We start from the raw sequence: 15,845 nt of genomic DNA on the forward strand, positions 1-15,845 counted from the left end.
AAAAATCAGCATGAATTTTATTGCTTTCGGGAAAATCGACAGCGGATAGCGCGCGTACTGGCGGAAATTGTAGAGAATCTGGACGATATAGCCCGACCGCTTGAAAACCCATGCGAAACTTGATGCAAAAATCTTGATTGATGTGATGCAGAGCGCGCCGAAAAAAGTCGCCGTGATAAAAAGGATGATAAGCTCCCATGTCAGGACGATGCTGCACTTTGGGCCGCAAACTGCCATCATTATGATTCCGAGGACAAGCTCGCCGAGGGCATCCGGCTGGAACCGTTCGGCAATAATCTGGAACAAAACGCTCACCGGACGCAGGAAATAGCAGTCAACATCGCCGCGCGCGACACGGAAATATGCGATTCGCCAGAGTTCATCCGTAAAAAGATGGTCTATGGCAATCGGCATGAGAGTAAATCCGTACAAAAATCCCAGCTGATACATATTCCAGCCATTAAGACTTGGAATTGAGTTCACGATAAAGAATACTGCGAGAATATAAGCGAGGTTTTCTATAAAAAAGCCGGCCGTGCCGAGGAAAAAATCCATTTTGAATTCCATTTTTGCGACGAACGAGCGTTTGAGGTAAATCCAATAAAGCCTGAGATAATTCATATTCCTCTATCCTCCCTGAACTGTCACTTTTTTGCTTGCGGTCTTGAACAAAAGCCAGCCTAAGAATTCAAAAACTATGAGCCAAAGGACATTTTTTGCGAGCATAAAAAAAGATTTGCCAAGCCCGGTTTTTCCTTGCAGAATCAGAATCGGGTTCTGGGCAAGTCCTGCGAACGGAAGTGCATTTACAATATCCCGGAATTTACCTGGAAAAAATGAGACAGGAATTAGAACGCCCGCAAGAAAATTTATTATGACGACGCGCATTTGGTTCAGTCCGAAAGCCTGGGTCGTGTAAAAGCACATTATTCCCATTATGTAGCTGATTGAATCGTTTATGAGGACGGCGAAAAAGGTCATAAAAAGGAAGAAAATAATGCTTCGTATCAGAATTTGGTGGTTCGGATAAGATAAGAAGCCGATTTTTGTGAAAACTATCAGGCTGATTATAATCGCGGGAAGTGCCAGAATCAAAAAGACCGTCGTTACCATTCCTAGATTCTGCGCAATGAACCTGCCCCTGTAAGAAATCGGCCTGATGAAGGAGATTGCGATTGTTCCGTCTTTTATTTCATCGCTTATCTGGTCGAAAGTCTCGTTCACGAAGACCGCGAATGTGAGGATGTTGATGAAAACAGTGTAGACAATCATTTCCTTGAAAGTGAATCCGTTGATGACAGACTCCATCCCCGATGCGCTTGCCTTGTATACGGAGAACCAAAGGAAAATCAGGCAGCTCCATTCGAGGAAAGAAATTATGAACCAGCTGAGAATGTTGAATTTATAGGCCATCTGAGCCATTGCCCCGGCCTTGAAAAATGGTTTGTATTTTTTGAACATATATTTTCCCCTAAAACTCGGCGAAAACTTGCTTACAAAAGCCGTTTCACGACATCTTCGATACCGATTTCCTCAACTTTCATGTCCGTCGCACCGAGCTGATTGAAGGCATAATTGATTACAGTTTCGAGAGTTATTTCCTGAGCATTGAATTTGATTATGAGCTTGTTCTCATTTTCTTCATCGCGCAGGAATTTCAGCTTTCCTTCGTAGTTATAAAGCTCGTTGTCCGTTTTTTTATTGCGCAGGGTCACGGTCAAAGTACGGAGATCGCCGAAGCGGTATTTTACATTTTCAAGTGTGCCGTCGTAAATGATGTTTCCCTTGTCGATTATGATGATTCTCTTGCACAAATCCTCGATATCCTTCATGTCATGGGTCGTGAGGATTACGGTCGTGTTGAATTTTTCGTTCATCATCTTGATTGCGTTGCGGATTTTTTCCTTGACCAGAACATCCAGTCCGATTGTCGGCTCGTCCAAAAACAAAATCTTCGGATTGTGAAGCCATGCCGCCGCCAAATCAGCCCTCATTCGTTGGCCGAGGCTTAAGGTTCGCACAGGCTGATTCACAAAATCCTTAATACCGAGAACTTCGTAAAGAAAGTTGAGCCGTTCCTGATAGTCGCTGTCGCTTATCCTGTAGATTTCTTTTAAGACCTTGAATGATTCGATGAGCGGAATATCCCACCATAACTGAGTTTTCTGCCCGAAAACGACACCAATTTTTGATGCGATGATTTTCCTTTTTTTGTAGGGTTCCACACCGTCGATTTCGATAAAGCCTCTTGTTGGTGTGAGGATGCCGCACATCATTTTGATGGTCGTGGATTTTCCGGCTCCGTTTGAGCCGATGTAGCCGACCATTTCGCCGTCATTTATTTTGAGGGAAATATTGTTCACGGCTGATTTTACTTCATATTTTGTGGAAAAAAGTGTCTTGAACATGCCGCGAACGCCTTCTTTACGCACGGCAGTCTTGAATTCTTTTGTAAGACTTTTTATCTCAATCATTATTGAATTATATTGAAAAAACAAAACCGAGACAAACAAATTTGATTCTGCTTTCCAGAATTTGATATAATTATCTTATGAAAAAATTTGTTTTGATTTTTACGCTGATGTCGATGTTTTTTGCGGCATCTGCAAAAGAGGTTACAGTGTCAGTTGGTGCCGGAGAGCATTGGAAAGAAAAAAAGGAGCCGCAGTTTGCCGTGTGGCTTGAAACTGCGGATGGTGTTTTTTTGCGGACGCTGTATGTGACATCACGGGCAAGCAAAAAAAGCTGGATTTTCAGTCCGAAAGAAGGCAGGCCTGAGTCGCTTCCTGTCTGGTATCATTCATCAAAGCATCAGAGCGCGAAGAAAAAGGCTGACTCTCCTGACAGCGAAAAACTTGATGCCGTGACAAGCGCAACCCCGAAAGGCGGAATCATTTTCAAGACAGAACTTGAGGAAGTTCCTTTGCGAATCAGGGCAGAATTCAACACGAGCTTTGACTATAACGATTCTTACACCAAAAAAAATAGCGGCGTAAATGGCCAGCCGTCTGTCATATACGGAGCTGAAATTCCGGCAGATTTTTCTTCCGGCGAAATCAAGCTTTCTTTTTTAGGAACTGGTTCGCTGGATGGAAGCGATGGCATAATTCACGAAGATACACAAGGTCTTACCACGGCACTTAAAATCGTAAAAGCCGTCGCAATAAAGTAAAAAATGTGATTCTGCGCTTGGCCGGGGGTTTTTCATGAAAAAAGTCGTTGAAGAGTTGTTTGCTTTGCAGGATTTGGAATACCGGGATTTTCAGATTAAGCTGGTTCCGGGATTTTCTGTGGAAAAAATGATTGGCGTGCGCACTCCGGCCTTGCGTGATATTGCAAAAAAAATCTCGAAAGATGCGGATTTGTCCGAGGCCTTTTTGAAAGAACTTCCGCATGAATATTTTGAAGAAAATCTGATTCATTTTTTTGTGATTGCGGAAATCAGGGATTTTGAAAAATGTGTGTCCGAGGTCGAAAAATTCCTTCCGTATGTCGATTGCTGGCCAGTTTGCGACCAGGCAAGCCCGAAAATCTTCAAGAAAAACCATGAGAAAGTTTTGCCTTACATAAAAAAGTGGATTTCTTCCGCTCATATTTACACTTCGCGCTACGGAATGAGAATGCTTATGAATGAATTTTTGGGCGAGGATTTCAAGCAGGAATATCCGGAGCTGGTGGTTTCCCGCATGGAAAAAAAAGGCGGCGATGAGGATTATTATCTTAAAATGATGGCCGCATGGTACTTTGCGACTGCTCTTGCAAAGCAGTGGGATGCGATAATTCCATTTTTTGAGGAAAAGCGGCTTGAGGCTTGGACTCACAATAAGGCGATTCAGAAAGCGATTGAAAGTTTCCGCGTGTCCGACGAGCATAAAGAATATTTGAGAAGCCTGAAAATTTCTGCCTGAGTTGATAAAAAATTAAAGATTCATGGAAATCATGCCGTTAATCAGAATCCCACTTATTTTTAAACTATGAATTAAAATTGGAGAAGTGAAATGGACTGTACATTTAAAACAAACGAAGGAAAATTCAATTATCGTGTTGGTGCGATTATCAGAAATGGAAACAAGATTTTGATGGCACGGAATCCGAACGAAAAGCGTGAATTCTGGTATTCTGTCGGCGGACGAGTACATTTTGGCGAGAGTGCGGAAGAAGCGATTTTGCGTGAATTAAAAGAAGAAACCGAGCTTGACTGCAAAATTGAGCGGATGGCTGCCATTCACGAGAATTTTTTTGAGGATGACGACGGTCTTCCTTTTCATGAGATTTCAATTTTCTTTTTGATTAAGCTGACTGATGAGATTGCGGCAATTCCGAGCGGACATCATACTGACGGCGGTCCGAACGGTGAGTTCCTTGAATGGATTGATTTGTCGGATTGTGAAGGAAAAACTTTGTACCCGGATTTTTTCAAGACAACAGATTTTTCAAAAGAAACTGGCGTCCTGAATTTTGTTACGAGGGACTAAAAATGATTCAAATCAAAAAAACGACGGAAGATGATATTGAAGATTTGATGAGCGTGCGGCTGGAAATGCTTCGCGAAGTGAATGATTTGCCGCCCGATGCACAGTTCAGCAAAACTCTTGTTGATTGTTCCCGCGAATATTTTCTGAACGGCGACCAGACAACTGTTCTTGCAATTGATTCTGGCGATGACGGAAAAGAATCAAAAATCATCGGCTGCGCATCCATCAGTTATATCACGATTATGCCAACATTCGACCATCCCACAGGAAAGCGCGCGCACTTGATGAATGTGTATGTGAACAAAAATTACCGCCGTCAGGGAATCGCGCAGAAGATGATTGAGAGTCTTATTGAAGAAGCAAAATCTCGCGGCGTGACAGAAATCAGCCTTGACGCGACACAAGCTGGCCGTCCGGTTTATAAAAAGCTTGGATTCTGCGAGAATGCCGAAGGGATGGTACTGGAGCTGAGGTAAAATTTCAGAAGCTTGTTCATTCCCGAAGTTTGACATCATCCCCTACTCCACTATAAAATGACAACATGAAAATCGCAGCGACTTATGAAAAAGACACTGGAAATGTATTCCAGCATTTTGGAAAAACTCAGTTTTTTAAGATTTATGAAATTGAGGACGGAAAAATCGTTTCTTCGGAAGTAATTGATAACGGCGGAAACGGACATCACGCGCTCCCGCCATATTTAAAGAATCTTGGAGTCGAGACTTTGATTCTCGGAAACCGCGGACAGGGTGCCATCGATGCAATTGCAGCAGCCGGCCTCAAAGAAGTTCCAGGAATTACAGGCTCTGCAGATGAAGCTGCCGCTCTTTTTGCAAAAGGTGAGCTTAAAGGCAATTTTGACGCAAAGTGTGACCATCACCACGGCGAGCATCATCACAACTAATTCTGGATATGAACTACCGACTTGCAGCAGAATCTGATTTGGACGAAATCTGCTCGCTCATAAAATCCGCGATAACTGAAATGGACTCACACGGAATTCCTCAGTGGGATGAAATTTATCCTGTCCGCGAAGATTTTTTGAATGACATAAAATCAAATTCTCTTTTTGCAGGAGAAATTTGCGAAAACGGGGAAAAGCGGATTGCCGTAATTTATGCCTTGAACAAAGATTCTGATGAAGAATACAAAAAAGCTTCGTGGAGCGTAGACGGTGATTACCGGGTTATTCACAGGTTTTGCGTTCACCCGGATTTCCAAAACCGTGGAATTGCAAAAGAAACCTTGCTTCATATAGAAAAAAATCTCTCAAAAATTGGAATCCAGAGTATCCGCCTCGATGTGTTCAGCAAAAATCCTTTCTCTCTAAAGCTTTATGAGCATGCGGGCTACCACAAAACAGGAGAAGCAAACTGGCGGAAAGGGCTGTTTTATCTGATGGAAAAGGGAATCTAAAGCGAAGAAAACAGCACTTTTATACATTCACGGAAAAAGGAAAATATAAAAAACATTTTACACAAACTTGTAATTTTTTTGAATTAGTGTAAAATCTTTTATATGGTTCAGATAAAAAGAGAAATATACCTCTCTCAAATACGAAAATATTACGAGCTTGATTTAATCAAAGTCCTAACAGGTGTACGCCGTTCTGGAAAAATATAAATTCAATACGATTTCTGGATATATCCTTTCAAATGCCGGGAAAGAGTTTTCCGCACAGAATATTGTGAATTTCTATAATAATACTAACGAAGCAAACAAAAAAAATTTTGAAAAAAAGACAATTTACAATTATCTTGAAAAACTCGAAAAGGCATATCTTATTTCCAGAGTAAAGCGATTTAATATTGTTGGAAAAGAAATCTTAAAGACGATAGAAAAACAGTATGCAATCGATTCGGGATTCAGGACAATCAATACGAATCTTGTAAATTATGAAGATACTTTTTTTTTGGAAAATATAATTTACAATGAGTTAATTTTGCGAGGTTATTCGGTTTATACGGGAAAAACATACAAAGGTGAAATTGATTTTGTTGCGATTGACGGAAATAAGAAATGCTTTATTCAGGTTTCTTATCTTATGCCGACTGAAGAAATAATCCGAAGAGAATTCGAGGCTTTCAAACCTATAAAAGATGCTTCACCAAAGTATGTTCTTTCGCTTGATAAGATGGATCTTTCACACGACGGGATAATTCATTTGAATATTGAAGATTTTCTTTTGCATAAAAAAGATTTGCTTTTGTCTTAGGGCAGGAAAATATGATATTAGAAACAGAACGACTTTTTCTTCGTGAGATGACGGAAGATTATATTGATTTTCTTAAGCGGACGAATTTAGGTTCACAATATCCAAAAGAAAGATTTTATAAACGAAAATGCGATTCCTTTTTACGAAAGCCTTGGAATGAAAAAGTCTGATGATGTGATGCAGTATAATCATATTGATTGGACGGAATGGACTGTTGAATAATATAATTGGGAATGCAAAATGCAGATAACTGGAGGAAAAAAATGAACGATTTTATTGCATATTGTGGACTTGATTGCGAAACTTGTGAGGCACGGCTTGCGACTGTGAATAATGATGATGGACTTCGTGGAAAAGTTGCAAGAAAATGGTCGGAACTGAACGGTGTTAAAATCACTCCAGAAATGATAAACTGCACTGGCTGCAGGATTGACGGAGTAAAAACGCCTTACTGTGAATCGCTTTGCCCGATACGACAATGTGCTTTGAGCAAGAAAATCGAAAACTGCGGAAAATGCGGGAAGATGGAATCTTGCGAGAAAGTCGGGGCGATTATCAAGAATAATCCTTCCGTGCTGGAGAATTTTATGACAAGTGTTTATGAATCTGTTCCGGGTTTTGAAAATGAAAAATATCTTCTGCGGTTTGTGAAAGAAGAGGACGCGGCGGATTTGCTCAAAGTTTACAGCGACAAAAATGCACTTCCTTTTTTTAACAGCGACAACTGTCATGGCGACAATTTTTATTATCCGACGATTGAAAGGATGAATCAGGCTGTGGATTTCTGGCTCAAATCATATAAGAGCAAATGGTTTGTGCGATGGGCGGTGATTGATAAGGCGAGCGCGGAAGTTGTTGGCACGATAGAGCTTTTTCACCGAGAGGCAGACGATTATTTTAATCATTGTGCGGTTTTGCGGCTTGATTTGCGGAGTGATTATGAAAATCGCGATGTAATTGAAGAGATTGCAGGCCTTATTGAAAAGGACTCTTATGAGCTTTTTGGCACGGAGCGGCTTATTACGAAAGTCCCTGTCTATGCGGTCGAGCGTATGGCAGCTTTTGAGGCGCGCGGATTCGTGAAGTCTGAGGAATTTTTGATTGGCAGCCTGGACGGGTATGCTTATAAGGATTATTGGGAGAAGAGAAAATGTCGGTAAATCCAACAGGATTGAAAGCGGTTTCTGATTTGAATGCAAAAGATAAGCTTTCACTGGAGATTCGAAAAAAATAAACAGAGGAAAAATAGACTTAAAGGAGGAACTATGACAAAAATCTACTGTTACGACCGATGCACGACCTGCAAAAAAGCGTTGGCTTGGTGTGATTTAAACGGCGTGAAATACGAAAAAATTGACATCAAAGGCGACCACCCCGATGAGGCGACTTTGCGTGAACTTCACAAAAAAAGCGGGCTTCCGCTCAAAAAGTTCTTCAACACAAGCGGAATGTTGTACCGCGAGCAGAATCTTTCGCAAAAATTGCCCGGCATGAGCGAGGACGAACAGTTCAAACTTCTTGCAAGTGACGGAATGCTTGTAAAAAGGCCATTGCTTGTGACAGATAATGCAGTTTGTACTGGCTTTAAAGAAGCGGAATGGAAGGAAGTTTTGGGAGTATAACCATGATTCAGATTTTTGGAACAAATAAATCTTTTGATACGAAGAGCGCGCAGAGATTTTTCAAGGAACGACGGATTGCTTTTCAGTTCGTTGACCTCAAAGAAAAAGAAATGAGCGAGGGTGAGTTTGACTCGGTTGTGAGTGCGATTGCCCGAACGGAAGGCGGTCGTGCAGAAGCGATTGAGGCAATGATTGACAAGAAATCAAAAGATTATGCTTCGATTGCATATCTTGACGACAGCGAAAAAGAAGAAAAACTCTTTGAAAATCAGGCAAAACTTTTGAAGCAGCCGATTTGCCGAAACGGCAAGACTGATGCCACCGTGGGAATGGCGCAGAAAGTCTGGGAAAATTGGAAATAGACTTCGACTTACAGCGCTAACATAGATGCTGAAACAAAGTGGGCACGACAACAAAAGTGCCCGACTTCAGCAGGACAGTAAAATCTTATATTCCTCGACAAGTTTTTCCATCGTGAAGCGTGCATTTGCCGGGCTTGTGCTAGGAAGACAGGTACAGCTGAGTCCGAATTTCTTCTCGTAAATGTCGGTACAGTGGTTTTTCCAGAGAGCCATCGCCGTTTTCCCAGTAAAAAAGACATGGCGGATTTTTGACTTTGCGAAAATCTCAGTAAAATCATTCGGAATCTCTTTTTTAATCGAAGAATCAGCGGCTCCCTTAATCTGACAGCTTGCGAGAACATCCCAAAGGGCAAGATTGTGCCGCAAAAGAAAATCTTTCCGCTCGGTAATTGCACTTTGCGTGTCGGGGGAGTTGTTCGCAAGGGAAAGCTTTTCCTCAAAAACAGCTGGAAGAACACGCCAGAATCGGTTTTGCGGATGCATGTAGTAAAAACCGAATTGCCTGCTCGCCGGGGAAGGCATGGTTCCCAAAAGAAGCACCGTGCTTTCGGGCGACCAGACCGGTGCAAGTGGATGTGTGACGAAGGAAGATTTTTCCATGTGGGAATTATAGCATGGAAACTTTATAAAAATTTTCCTAAATACTGAATACTTCAAAATCTGAGAATGCATTCGGAGATTGAGGGGGAGATTGTGAATCCTCAAAAACAAAAATAGATGGGTGAAAACTTTCTAAAAACATAAGAAAACACCCCAAAGGAAGCACAACTTGTCATTTTGTATGGCAGACGTCGTGTGGGCAAGACTTTTCTGGTTAATCATTTTTTTGATAAAAGCCTGTCTTTTGACGCAAACATCGACAATCTTTTTTTCAAAAAGCGAGCAGAACTTTGGGACGAGTACGACCATCTTTACAGCACGCTCTTTTCTAGCAGCGAGAATTACACTAAAGTCGTTGAAGCACTTTCCGAAAAACGGCAGGGACTTACCAGGAGCGAGATAGCCCTCAAAACAAAACTTGCAGACAACGATAAGCTTACAAAAATCCTGCACAATCTCGTTGACTCTGGCTTCGTGCGTGCCTATCCGTATTTTGGAAAACGAAAGCAGAATACTTTTTACCAGAGCGAATATCAGATAACAAAAGATTACGATGAAAAAGTCCGCAAAAAGATGTCCGTTTTTCGCACCGTAACGAAAACCAAAAAAGCCCTGCAGCTTGTTATGATTACGACTTACGGACTTACAAGCGGAATGTACAGCGAGCGTGTGCAGGCTCAGGTAGTACTGGATGATTTGTTCGAAAATGTAAAGTTCTTGGGGTGAGAAGAAAATCTTACAACACAAAATTTTCCCTTAGTGAGCGAATCAGCTCTTTTTCTACAGTTTGCATAAGCTTGCATAAAATCTGGAGCAAATATAAATCTTCAGCCAGATGAATATAGGACACTTCCAATTGTTCAAGCAATAGAAAAAAATAACGCAAAAATTGTTGAACTTTTGATAAAAAATAAGGCGGTTCTTGTTGTTTCAGGACATATATATGGCGGAGATGCCGTGAAAGCAACGCTTCGCTCGCTTGATGAAAATATGATAAAACTTGTTATTCCGAAAATTCCAAAATCAGAAATTAATTTTTTGGATGAAAATAATAAACGAACTGAAGAAATGTATAACCCTAATTCTAAAAATGCTATGAAGTCTCTAGCTATTTTAATTAATGATTATGGATACAAAACAGAAGTAAACTTTGACGAACTTCAATGTGCAATTAGAGATGCAGATGCAAAAGATATTCCAGATTTGATAAAAGCAATTAAAAATACTGCCAGCGAAGATTATTATAAAGATAAGGAAAGAAAATCACATAGTAGCGCAATAAATACTGCTGAATACGCGATAACTTATAGATATAAGCCCGATATTTTCAATCAAAATCGTTCAAAATTTGATATTTCTTTGCCAGAGGAACAAAAGGCAAAAGAGCAAATTGAAGAGTTAGTTTCATGGCTTGAAAAACAAGGGTATGAAAGGAAGTCTAAATAATTGAAAATAAGGCTGTCGAGATGGCAGCCTTTTGCACAGTGGAGATTAAGTCGGGCTATAAGTTTTTCATCATTGCAGACATTCTTGAAGTCTTTTACGATAGCTTTTATGCCCGAAATGGAAAAATTGTATGGGATGCCACTCTTTGTGTTCGGAAAGCAGAGTTTGTCGATTTTTGATTGTGCTTCGGCCAGAAGTTTTTCGCCATATTGTGGATTGAAGTTTATGTTCACGGCTTGCTTCACACTTGGGGAATATTTGTACAAATTTGCAAGAAAATAGATTATTTCTTCTTTTGATTTTTCAGTCAGCATTTTTTTGAGTTGTGCGATGGTCAGGTCTTTTGCAGTTGTCTTTCCCATGTATCAAATTGTATCTAAAATCCTTTGCCTATGCTATAATTTTTCCAGAAACTCACCAGCAGGAGTCCTAAAAATGTCCCGAAACCAAAAACGATTTCCCTACTCTCTCGACAGCGGGAAAATCCGAAAACTCCCAGATGAAGAATTGCGTATGATTCTCCGTGCAGCTGACGAAATTATTGCGACTGGCGGGCGGTCGATGCTCACCAAGATTCTGAAAGGCTCTAAGGACAAGAAAATTCTGGAATATCAGCTGGACAAAAGCCCTGCGTATGGTGCGTTTTCCGAACTTTCAGCGGAAGAAGTCTCGAACCGTGTGGACTGGGCGATTGAGCACGACTACCTCGCTATTGAATATTCGAAGAAACTTCCGCTTATTGTGTTCACTCCTGCTGGCTGGGAAATCGAAAAAGAAACTTACACGAACGAGCTTTTTGAGAACTTCCGTGAGATTACGTGCGAGATTTCGGACTTGGAGAGGCGAAAGGCTTTCATCGAGATTCTGAAAACCCGGAATCGTCAGGTGATTCTGCTTCTTCTGGATAAAATTGCGGAGAACGGCAACGAAAGTTTTATCTCGTTTCTTGAAGAATGGAAAATCGTTGAGGTAAAGAAAGTTTCGGGCAAAATCGGTGGGGTGATAAATCAGATTCGTGGAAAGAACGAGCAAGAACAAGAATAAATATTTGGGCGTTACCCTACAGTCGCTTCGCTCTTTTCGGGTCGGCTGTTCCGCACTTCCGCTGTCGCTTCATTCCTACGCTCTCTTTGTTCGCTTCGGAACTACGGTGCTCCATAGCCTAACGCTGGGTTTTATTCACACCTCTTGGAATATCAATCAGCGGCGTAATTTTTTTAAACACAACTTTAATAACAATGTGAACATTTTGCGACAGGTCGGAATCTCCTTAATGTAGACAATCTTATTATGCTCCAAGTGAAATCTCGTAATACTTCTCAATAGCAATTTTCATAGCAGGATTTGCCGTTTGTGTAATGAATTCCAAAGTTTCTTGCAGAATCCCAAACGGCATTCCCGGCTCACAGACAGCCATGCCATCTGTTTTTTCCATTTTGATTACAAGTAACTCATCAATTGAAACTTCATAAAGTTTTGCAAGAAAAACAAGATTATCCAAACGGGGCAAATACTTGCTTTCTGAATTTTCCCAGTTGTAAATTGATTGTGGATTCTCCATTCCCAAAAGTTTTTGAACCTGTGTAACGGTAATATTGTGACTTTCACGCAAAGATTTGAGATTCTTTGAGGTCGCAGGGACATCAATTACGGGAATTGAGAAATTTGGACTGATTTTGTAAGTTGCCATCATTATTGAAGATAATAATCATTTTCAGAAAGGGCAAGTGTTTTGTAGAAGACTTTCGCAGTGAAGCACAATTTTTGAGTTTTGTCATTAAGTTAGTAACTTAATGTTTTTCGTTTTCAGGCGATGTAAAATCAGACTATGAAAAACGAGGATATTACCCCGATTTTGGTTGAAAGCAAGATTTTTCTCATTCGTGGCAAGCAGGTGATGGTGGACAGAGACCTTGCGGAACTTTATGGCGTGGAGACGAGAGTAATTAACCAAGCTGTAAAAAGAAATTTGGAAAGATTTCCAGAAGAATTTCGGTTTCAGCTTACTTCTGAAGAATACGATTTTTTGAGGTCGCAATTTGCGACCTCAAAGCCGGATGAAGTTTTGAGGTCACAGTCTGTGACCTCAAAAATGGAAAATGATTCTTTAAGATCACAATCTGTGACCTTAAACAGCGAAAATGATTCTCTAAGGTCGCAAATTTCGACCTTAGACGATGGAGAAGAAAGAAAAGAAACTCGTGGTGGACGGCAATATCTCCCTTATGTCTTTACTGAGCAAGGTGTAGCCATGCTTTCGGCTGTTTTGCGTAGTGAAACTGCGGTTCAAGTGAGCATTCGTATCATGAATGCTTTTGTTCAGCTACGACATTATGTTAGTTCGCAGATTGTCAAAACGGATGATAAAGCTGAACTTGCGGAAATTCGTCGCTTACTTTTGCTTCACATCGACCATTGTGACAAAAAGTTCTCCGAGCAGGATAGAAAAATTAGTCAGATTATTAAAGTGCTAAACAATCTGATTGAAGAGCCGAAATCTGAGCGAAAAATCGGATTTGCAAGCGATTGATGTAACTGGTCGCAATTTGCGACCAGTTCAAAATATGACTCATCGCAAATTGCGATATGTTAAAAGGAGTTGCACATGGAAATTACAAAAGGCGGAAAAATTAACTTCGATGAGATAATTATCACACCGCTGGAGCGCTGGATTGATACAGAACTTGAATTGGATGCAATCGTTATAGACTATTTGAATCAACTTGCCGAAAAGTCCAATCAGAGCGTAGATAATGTGGTGAACCAAATACTTGCTGACATGATGGCGGAGCATCTGGAACTTTCGGAACTGAACTCAGAAACTTTGCGAAGAACTGCGAAAAAATGCCCTCAAATCCTGCTCGTGGAAAATGGTAAGCCTGTTGCAAGGGTGAAAATGATTAAAGAAAAGGAAGATAATCTTTTTCTTATGACAAAGCAGGACCTACCTAAAGAAGATGTTGTAGAAACAAAAGCACAACCAGTCACAAATTGTGACCGATTGCCAAGTGTAGCGGCAACGGCTTCAAAAAGAAAACGAAGAGCGGGAGAAATTTTACAATGATTTTCTTGTGCCAGCTTGCTGGAAATTCTACAGTGACGATATGGACGAAACAACACTTTCTCTGATTCAGCAGAAAATAGGTTATCAGTTTGTTAATCCTGTACTTCTTAAGCAGGCTTTTGTCTCCCCGTCCCTCACGGATGCCACGCAGAACCGGGTACAGAATTATCAGATTCTAGAATTCATCGGTGATGCGGTACTGGGGCTTGCAGTGGTTAAGAATCTAGCTTCTGAGTTTTGCCATGTTGATGCTAACGGACAGTTTGTTTCTTCAGCAACAGAAGGTCAGCTTTCGGATGAGAAATCTCGTTTGGTTAAAAATGAGAAACTAGCACATTGCTCAAATCTCCTTGAATTCGATTCTTATCTAGAGCGTGCTCACGGTTATCATTTACATGACAGAAAGAACAAAAAAGGTGATTTGATTGAGTCGGTTTTAGGAGCGGTCGCAATAGATTCAAACTGGAACATGGATATTTTGTCTCGTGTTGCTTCGGAATTGTTAAGATATGACAAAATGGTGGAAAATGCTACGGAAAAATTGCAGAATTATTGTGATACAAATGGACTTGATTTACCGACATATTATTTTTGGAACTGCGGAAGTCGTTATGATTGTGCTGTTTCACTTCAATCTGTTAATGGGTTATTTGTTGGAAACGGCAAGACAGTGGAAGAAGCTCAAAATGCGGCGGTAGAATCGGCATATACTTATCTGACAGGGCAGAATGTCACAAAAAAGAAGTCTGTTGAACAAACTGGGGCAAATATCTTAAACAGTTCAAAAAAATCTCCGACAGCGGTTGAAATATTGAATCTAAAATATATCAAAAAAGAAATCGTTCAGCCGAACTATAGTTTTGCACAAACTGCCGAAAATGGAAAATTGTTTTGGATTTGTACACTAACTCTGAATAACAACGAATACCAAGTTTCGGGAAAAGCAACGACTCGCAAAAAGGCAAAACAAGCGGCGGCAAAGGCAATGTTAGATTTGTTAGAAAAGTCAAAACAGGAAGAAAAATCAATTCAATCGAGAGGAATCGGTTTGTTGAAGCGGGCGATGATTTTACGAAAAGAAGCGTTTTGAAATAAGATATCCTTTGTTTAAAAATTTACACCAATTTGCATACTTCCCGAATATCTTTCTCAATTCGTGAAAGAAGTTCTTCTTCAATTGATTTTCCGAAGTTACTTTCAAACACAGCTTTTTTGTTCTCGGGGCAGGAGTTTTCTTCAAAAAGAGCGGAAGAAGGAATTCCGAGTGCGATGGCGATTTTATCCACCATTTCAGGCTGTGGCCAAGAATCTCTGTTTTCAATCTGATTTATATAAGCGATACTTTTTCCGACTGCATAAGAAAGTTTTTCTTGAGAAATTCCCTTTTGGTTTCTGTAATACTTGAGATTGTTTACAAAAGTCTCTCATAAATCTAAGTAGGATTTTATGAAAAAGTTATTTGCAATTTTTATTGCTACGCTTATTGGTTTTTGTGCTTTCGCTCAAGAAACTCTCGTGTTAGAGAAAAGTTATATTCAAAACCAGGAGGGGCTTTATTGGGAATTTACAGTTCCACCTTATTCTCAGTACATAAAGGTTGATTGTTCTACTAGTGCAGAATTTTCATGGAAAATGAGTTTTGCTGTTGTTCCTTCAAAAGAGGATGTGATTAAATTTTGTGCGAATAGACAGTTTTCATATGTAGCAGGTTCATACAAAAAGAAAGGACAAGATTATTCAGTAATACTAAAAGATTTAACACCTGGTGAAACTTATTATTTCTGTGCATTTAATGGAACTATGGGATTTACAGCTGCAAAACAGTACACGATAGTTCCAACCGTTACGGCATATTAACCCTCTCAGCTACGCGCAAGGGATAGTAGCAGCGCCGTTAGGCGGCCGCAAGCTGAACGAGCGAAAGCGAGTGAGTGAGCGGCTGTAGCGATAGCGGAACTGCGGATAGCCCGACCGCCGCTTATCGGCGGTTGCGACCCAATCCCTTTTATTTCTTTTAATACCATATTTTTCATTCCTAATTTCCCATTTTCATGCTACACT

Annotated in this window: 22 protein-coding genes and 1 pseudogene; 17 read left to right on the forward strand and 6 right to left on the reverse strand. The window is 40.5% G+C overall.

The window, feature by feature from the left end:
- The 3 genes from IJJ71_RS11875 to IJJ71_RS11885 all read right to left on the reverse strand — a co-directional run.
- Positions 1-621 (reverse strand): ABC transporter permease (locus tag IJJ71_RS11875; protein WP_296847286.1); only part of this gene is annotated, 621 nt, incomplete at its 3' end.
- 6 nt (positions 622-627) lie between these two features.
- A complete protein-coding gene (locus IJJ71_RS11880; protein WP_296847288.1) occupies positions 628-1,461 on the reverse strand; it encodes an ABC transporter permease in 834 nt (277 codons plus the stop codon).
- Positions 1,462-1,493: 32 nt separating this feature from the next.
- Positions 1,494-2,474: an ABC transporter ATP-binding protein gene (locus IJJ71_RS11885; protein WP_296847289.1), complete on the reverse strand. Its 981-nt coding sequence runs from the start codon at positions 2,472-2,474 to the stop codon at positions 1,494-1,496.
- A gap of 77 nt (positions 2,475-2,551) precedes the next feature.
- Between IJJ71_RS11885 and IJJ71_RS11890 the strand changes: the two genes are divergently transcribed.
- From IJJ71_RS11890 to IJJ71_RS11935, 10 genes are all read left to right on the forward strand, one after another.
- Positions 2,552-3,172 carry a T9SS type B sorting domain-containing protein gene (locus tag IJJ71_RS11890; RefSeq protein ID WP_296847291.1) on the forward strand — a complete coding sequence of 207 codons (621 nt, stop codon included), beginning with the start codon at positions 2,552-2,554 and terminating at the stop codon, positions 3,170-3,172.
- Positions 3,173-3,206: 34 nt separating this feature from the next.
- Positions 3,207-3,908: a DNA alkylation repair protein gene (locus IJJ71_RS11895; protein WP_296847292.1), complete on the forward strand. Its 702-nt coding sequence runs from the start codon at positions 3,207-3,209 to the stop codon at positions 3,906-3,908.
- Positions 3,909-3,998: 90 nt separating this feature from the next.
- Positions 3,999-4,475 (forward strand): NUDIX hydrolase, encoded by a 477-nt coding sequence (locus tag IJJ71_RS11900; RefSeq protein WP_296847294.1) that lies wholly within the window; start codon positions 3,999-4,001, stop codon positions 4,473-4,475.
- A gap of 2 nt (positions 4,476-4,477) precedes the next feature.
- A complete protein-coding gene (locus IJJ71_RS11905; protein ID WP_296847296.1) occupies positions 4,478-4,951 on the forward strand; it encodes a GNAT family N-acetyltransferase in 474 nt (157 codons plus the stop codon).
- A gap of 65 nt (positions 4,952-5,016) precedes the next feature.
- Positions 5,017-5,379 carry a NifB/NifX family molybdenum-iron cluster-binding protein gene (locus IJJ71_RS11910; protein ID WP_296847297.1) on the forward strand — a complete coding sequence of 121 codons (363 nt, stop codon included), beginning with the start codon at positions 5,017-5,019 and terminating at the stop codon, positions 5,377-5,379.
- An 8-nt stretch (positions 5,380-5,387) separates the two neighbouring features.
- A complete protein-coding gene (locus tag IJJ71_RS11915) occupies positions 5,388-5,891 on the forward strand; it encodes a GNAT family N-acetyltransferase (RefSeq protein ID WP_296847299.1) in 504 nt (167 codons plus the stop codon).
- 181 nt (positions 5,892-6,072) lie between these two features.
- The gene (locus IJJ71_RS11920; RefSeq protein ID WP_296847300.1) at positions 6,073-6,690 is read left to right on the forward strand and encodes a DUF4143 domain-containing protein; all 618 of its coding nucleotides are present in this window, start codon (positions 6,073-6,075) and stop codon (positions 6,688-6,690) included.
- Between the two features lie 263 nt (positions 6,691-6,953).
- Positions 6,954-7,850 carry a GNAT family N-acetyltransferase gene (locus IJJ71_RS11925; RefSeq protein ID WP_296847301.1) on the forward strand — a complete coding sequence of 299 codons (897 nt, stop codon included), beginning with the start codon at positions 6,954-6,956 and terminating at the stop codon, positions 7,848-7,850.
- Positions 7,851-7,955: 105 nt separating this feature from the next.
- On the forward strand, positions 7,956-8,312 hold the full coding sequence (locus IJJ71_RS11930; protein WP_296847302.1) for an arsenate reductase family protein: 357 nt from the start codon (positions 7,956-7,958) through the stop codon (positions 8,310-8,312).
- A gap of 2 nt (positions 8,313-8,314) precedes the next feature.
- A complete protein-coding gene (locus IJJ71_RS11935) occupies positions 8,315-8,674 on the forward strand; it encodes an arsenate reductase family protein (RefSeq protein ID WP_296847303.1) in 360 nt (119 codons plus the stop codon).
- 66 nt (positions 8,675-8,740) lie between these two features.
- On the opposite strand, the gene IJJ71_RS11940 is transcribed toward IJJ71_RS11935, so the two are convergent.
- Positions 8,741-9,274, reverse strand: a complete 534-nt coding sequence (locus tag IJJ71_RS11940; protein ID WP_296847304.1) for a DNA-deoxyinosine glycosylase — start codon at positions 9,272-9,274, stop codon at positions 8,741-8,743.
- Between the two features lie 195 nt (positions 9,275-9,469).
- Between IJJ71_RS11940 and IJJ71_RS11945 the strand changes: the two genes are divergently transcribed.
- The 3 genes from IJJ71_RS11945 (at position 9,470) to IJJ71_RS11955 (ending at position 11,764) form a co-directional block, all read left to right on the forward strand.
- Positions 9,470-10,000 carry a hypothetical protein gene (locus tag IJJ71_RS11945; RefSeq protein WP_296847306.1) on the forward strand — a complete coding sequence of 177 codons (531 nt, stop codon included), beginning with the start codon at positions 9,470-9,472 and terminating at the stop codon, positions 9,998-10,000.
- Between the two features lie 174 nt (positions 10,001-10,174).
- Positions 10,175-10,720, forward strand: coding sequence for a hypothetical protein (locus IJJ71_RS11950; RefSeq protein WP_296847307.1), 546 nt, complete (start codon positions 10,175-10,177; stop codon positions 10,718-10,720).
- Positions 10,721-11,155: 435 nt separating this feature from the next.
- Positions 11,156-11,764 carry an RQC domain-containing protein gene (locus IJJ71_RS11955; RefSeq protein ID WP_296847308.1) on the forward strand — a complete coding sequence of 203 codons (609 nt, stop codon included), beginning with the start codon at positions 11,156-11,158 and terminating at the stop codon, positions 11,762-11,764.
- A 244-nt stretch (positions 11,765-12,008) separates the two neighbouring features.
- Here IJJ71_RS11955 and IJJ71_RS11960 read toward each other — a convergent pair whose 3' ends face one another.
- On the reverse strand, positions 12,009-12,413 hold the full coding sequence (locus IJJ71_RS11960) for a helix-turn-helix domain-containing protein (protein WP_296847310.1): 405 nt from the start codon (positions 12,411-12,413) through the stop codon (positions 12,009-12,011).
- 135 nt (positions 12,414-12,548) lie between these two features.
- Here IJJ71_RS11960 and IJJ71_RS11965 point away from each other — a divergent pair, with 135 nt between their 5' ends.
- The 3 genes from IJJ71_RS11965 (at position 12,549) to IJJ71_RS11975 (ending at position 14,874) form a co-directional block, all read left to right on the forward strand.
- Positions 12,549-13,250, forward strand: a complete 702-nt coding sequence (locus IJJ71_RS11965; protein WP_296847312.1) for an ORF6N domain-containing protein — start codon at positions 12,549-12,551, stop codon at positions 13,248-13,250.
- 75 nt (positions 13,251-13,325) lie between these two features.
- Positions 13,326-13,784 carry a hypothetical protein gene (locus IJJ71_RS11970; RefSeq protein ID WP_296847313.1) on the forward strand — a complete coding sequence of 153 codons (459 nt, stop codon included), beginning with the start codon at positions 13,326-13,328 and terminating at the stop codon, positions 13,782-13,784.
- Positions 13,785-13,824: 40 nt separating this feature from the next.
- Positions 13,825-14,874 (forward strand): ribonuclease III domain-containing protein, encoded by a 1,050-nt coding sequence (locus IJJ71_RS11975; RefSeq protein WP_296847315.1) that lies wholly within the window; start codon positions 13,825-13,827, stop codon positions 14,872-14,874.
- Between the two features lie 25 nt (positions 14,875-14,899).
- On the opposite strand, the pseudogene IJJ71_RS14990 reads toward IJJ71_RS11975, so the two are convergent.
- Positions 14,900-15,181: pseudogene (locus IJJ71_RS14990) on the reverse strand (helix-turn-helix domain-containing protein); the annotation flags it as partial.
- 49 nt (positions 15,182-15,230) lie between these two features.
- On the opposite strand from IJJ71_RS14990, the gene IJJ71_RS11980 reads away from it, so the two are divergent.
- On the forward strand, positions 15,231-15,641 hold the full coding sequence (locus tag IJJ71_RS11980) for a hypothetical protein (RefSeq protein ID WP_296847316.1): 411 nt from the start codon (positions 15,231-15,233) through the stop codon (positions 15,639-15,641).
- Positions 15,642-15,845: the final 204 nt, after the last annotated feature.

Origin of the sequence: Treponema sp. (assembly GCF_017430385.1) — a bacterium.
GTDB lineage: Bacteria > Spirochaetota > Spirochaetia > Treponematales > Treponemataceae > Treponema_D.

Excerpts from the sequence above, each read along its gene's own strand:
- IJJ71_RS11880 (WP_296847288.1), bottom strand. The coding sequence starts at position 1,461 with ATGTTCAAAAAATACAAACCATTTTTCAAGGCCGGGGCAATGGCTCAG.
- IJJ71_RS11970 (WP_296847313.1), top strand. The coding sequence starts at position 13,326 with ATGGAAATTACAAAAGGCGGAAAAATTAACTTCGATGAGATAATTATC.
- IJJ71_RS11925 (WP_296847301.1), top strand. The coding sequence starts at position 6,954 with ATGAACGATTTTATTGCATATTGTGGACTTGATTGCGAAACTTGTGAG.
- IJJ71_RS11965 (WP_296847312.1), top strand. The coding sequence starts at position 12,549 with ATGAAAAACGAGGATATTACCCCGATTTTGGTTGAAAGCAAGATTTTT.
- IJJ71_RS11930 (WP_296847302.1), top strand. The coding sequence starts at position 7,956 with ATGACAAAAATCTACTGTTACGACCGATGCACGACCTGCAAAAAAGCG.
- IJJ71_RS11975 (WP_296847315.1), top strand. The coding sequence starts at position 13,825 with ATGGACGAAACAACACTTTCTCTGATTCAGCAGAAAATAGGTTATCAG.
- IJJ71_RS11910 (WP_296847297.1), top strand. The coding sequence starts at position 5,017 with ATGAAAATCGCAGCGACTTATGAAAAAGACACTGGAAATGTATTCCAG.
- IJJ71_RS11885 (WP_296847289.1), bottom strand. The coding sequence starts at position 2,474 with ATGATTGAGATAAAAAGTCTTACAAAAGAATTCAAGACTGCCGTGCGT.
- IJJ71_RS11915 (WP_296847299.1), top strand. The coding sequence starts at position 5,388 with ATGAACTACCGACTTGCAGCAGAATCTGATTTGGACGAAATCTGCTCG.
- IJJ71_RS11955 (WP_296847308.1), top strand. The coding sequence starts at position 11,156 with ATGTCCCGAAACCAAAAACGATTTCCCTACTCTCTCGACAGCGGGAAA.
- IJJ71_RS11935 (WP_296847303.1), top strand. The coding sequence starts at position 8,315 with ATGATTCAGATTTTTGGAACAAATAAATCTTTTGATACGAAGAGCGCG.
- IJJ71_RS11960 (WP_296847310.1), bottom strand. The coding sequence starts at position 12,413 with ATGATGGCAACTTACAAAATCAGTCCAAATTTCTCAATTCCCGTAATT.
- IJJ71_RS11900 (WP_296847294.1), top strand. The coding sequence starts at position 3,999 with ATGGACTGTACATTTAAAACAAACGAAGGAAAATTCAATTATCGTGTT.
- IJJ71_RS11940 (WP_296847304.1), bottom strand. The coding sequence starts at position 9,274 with ATGGAAAAATCTTCCTTCGTCACACATCCACTTGCACCGGTCTGGTCG.
- IJJ71_RS11895 (WP_296847292.1), top strand. The coding sequence starts at position 3,207 with ATGAAAAAAGTCGTTGAAGAGTTGTTTGCTTTGCAGGATTTGGAATAC.
- IJJ71_RS11905 (WP_296847296.1), top strand. The coding sequence starts at position 4,478 with ATGATTCAAATCAAAAAAACGACGGAAGATGATATTGAAGATTTGATG.
- IJJ71_RS11890 (WP_296847291.1), top strand. The coding sequence starts at position 2,552 with ATGAAAAAATTTGTTTTGATTTTTACGCTGATGTCGATGTTTTTTGCG.
- IJJ71_RS11980 (WP_296847316.1), top strand. The coding sequence starts at position 15,231 with ATGAAAAAGTTATTTGCAATTTTTATTGCTACGCTTATTGGTTTTTGT.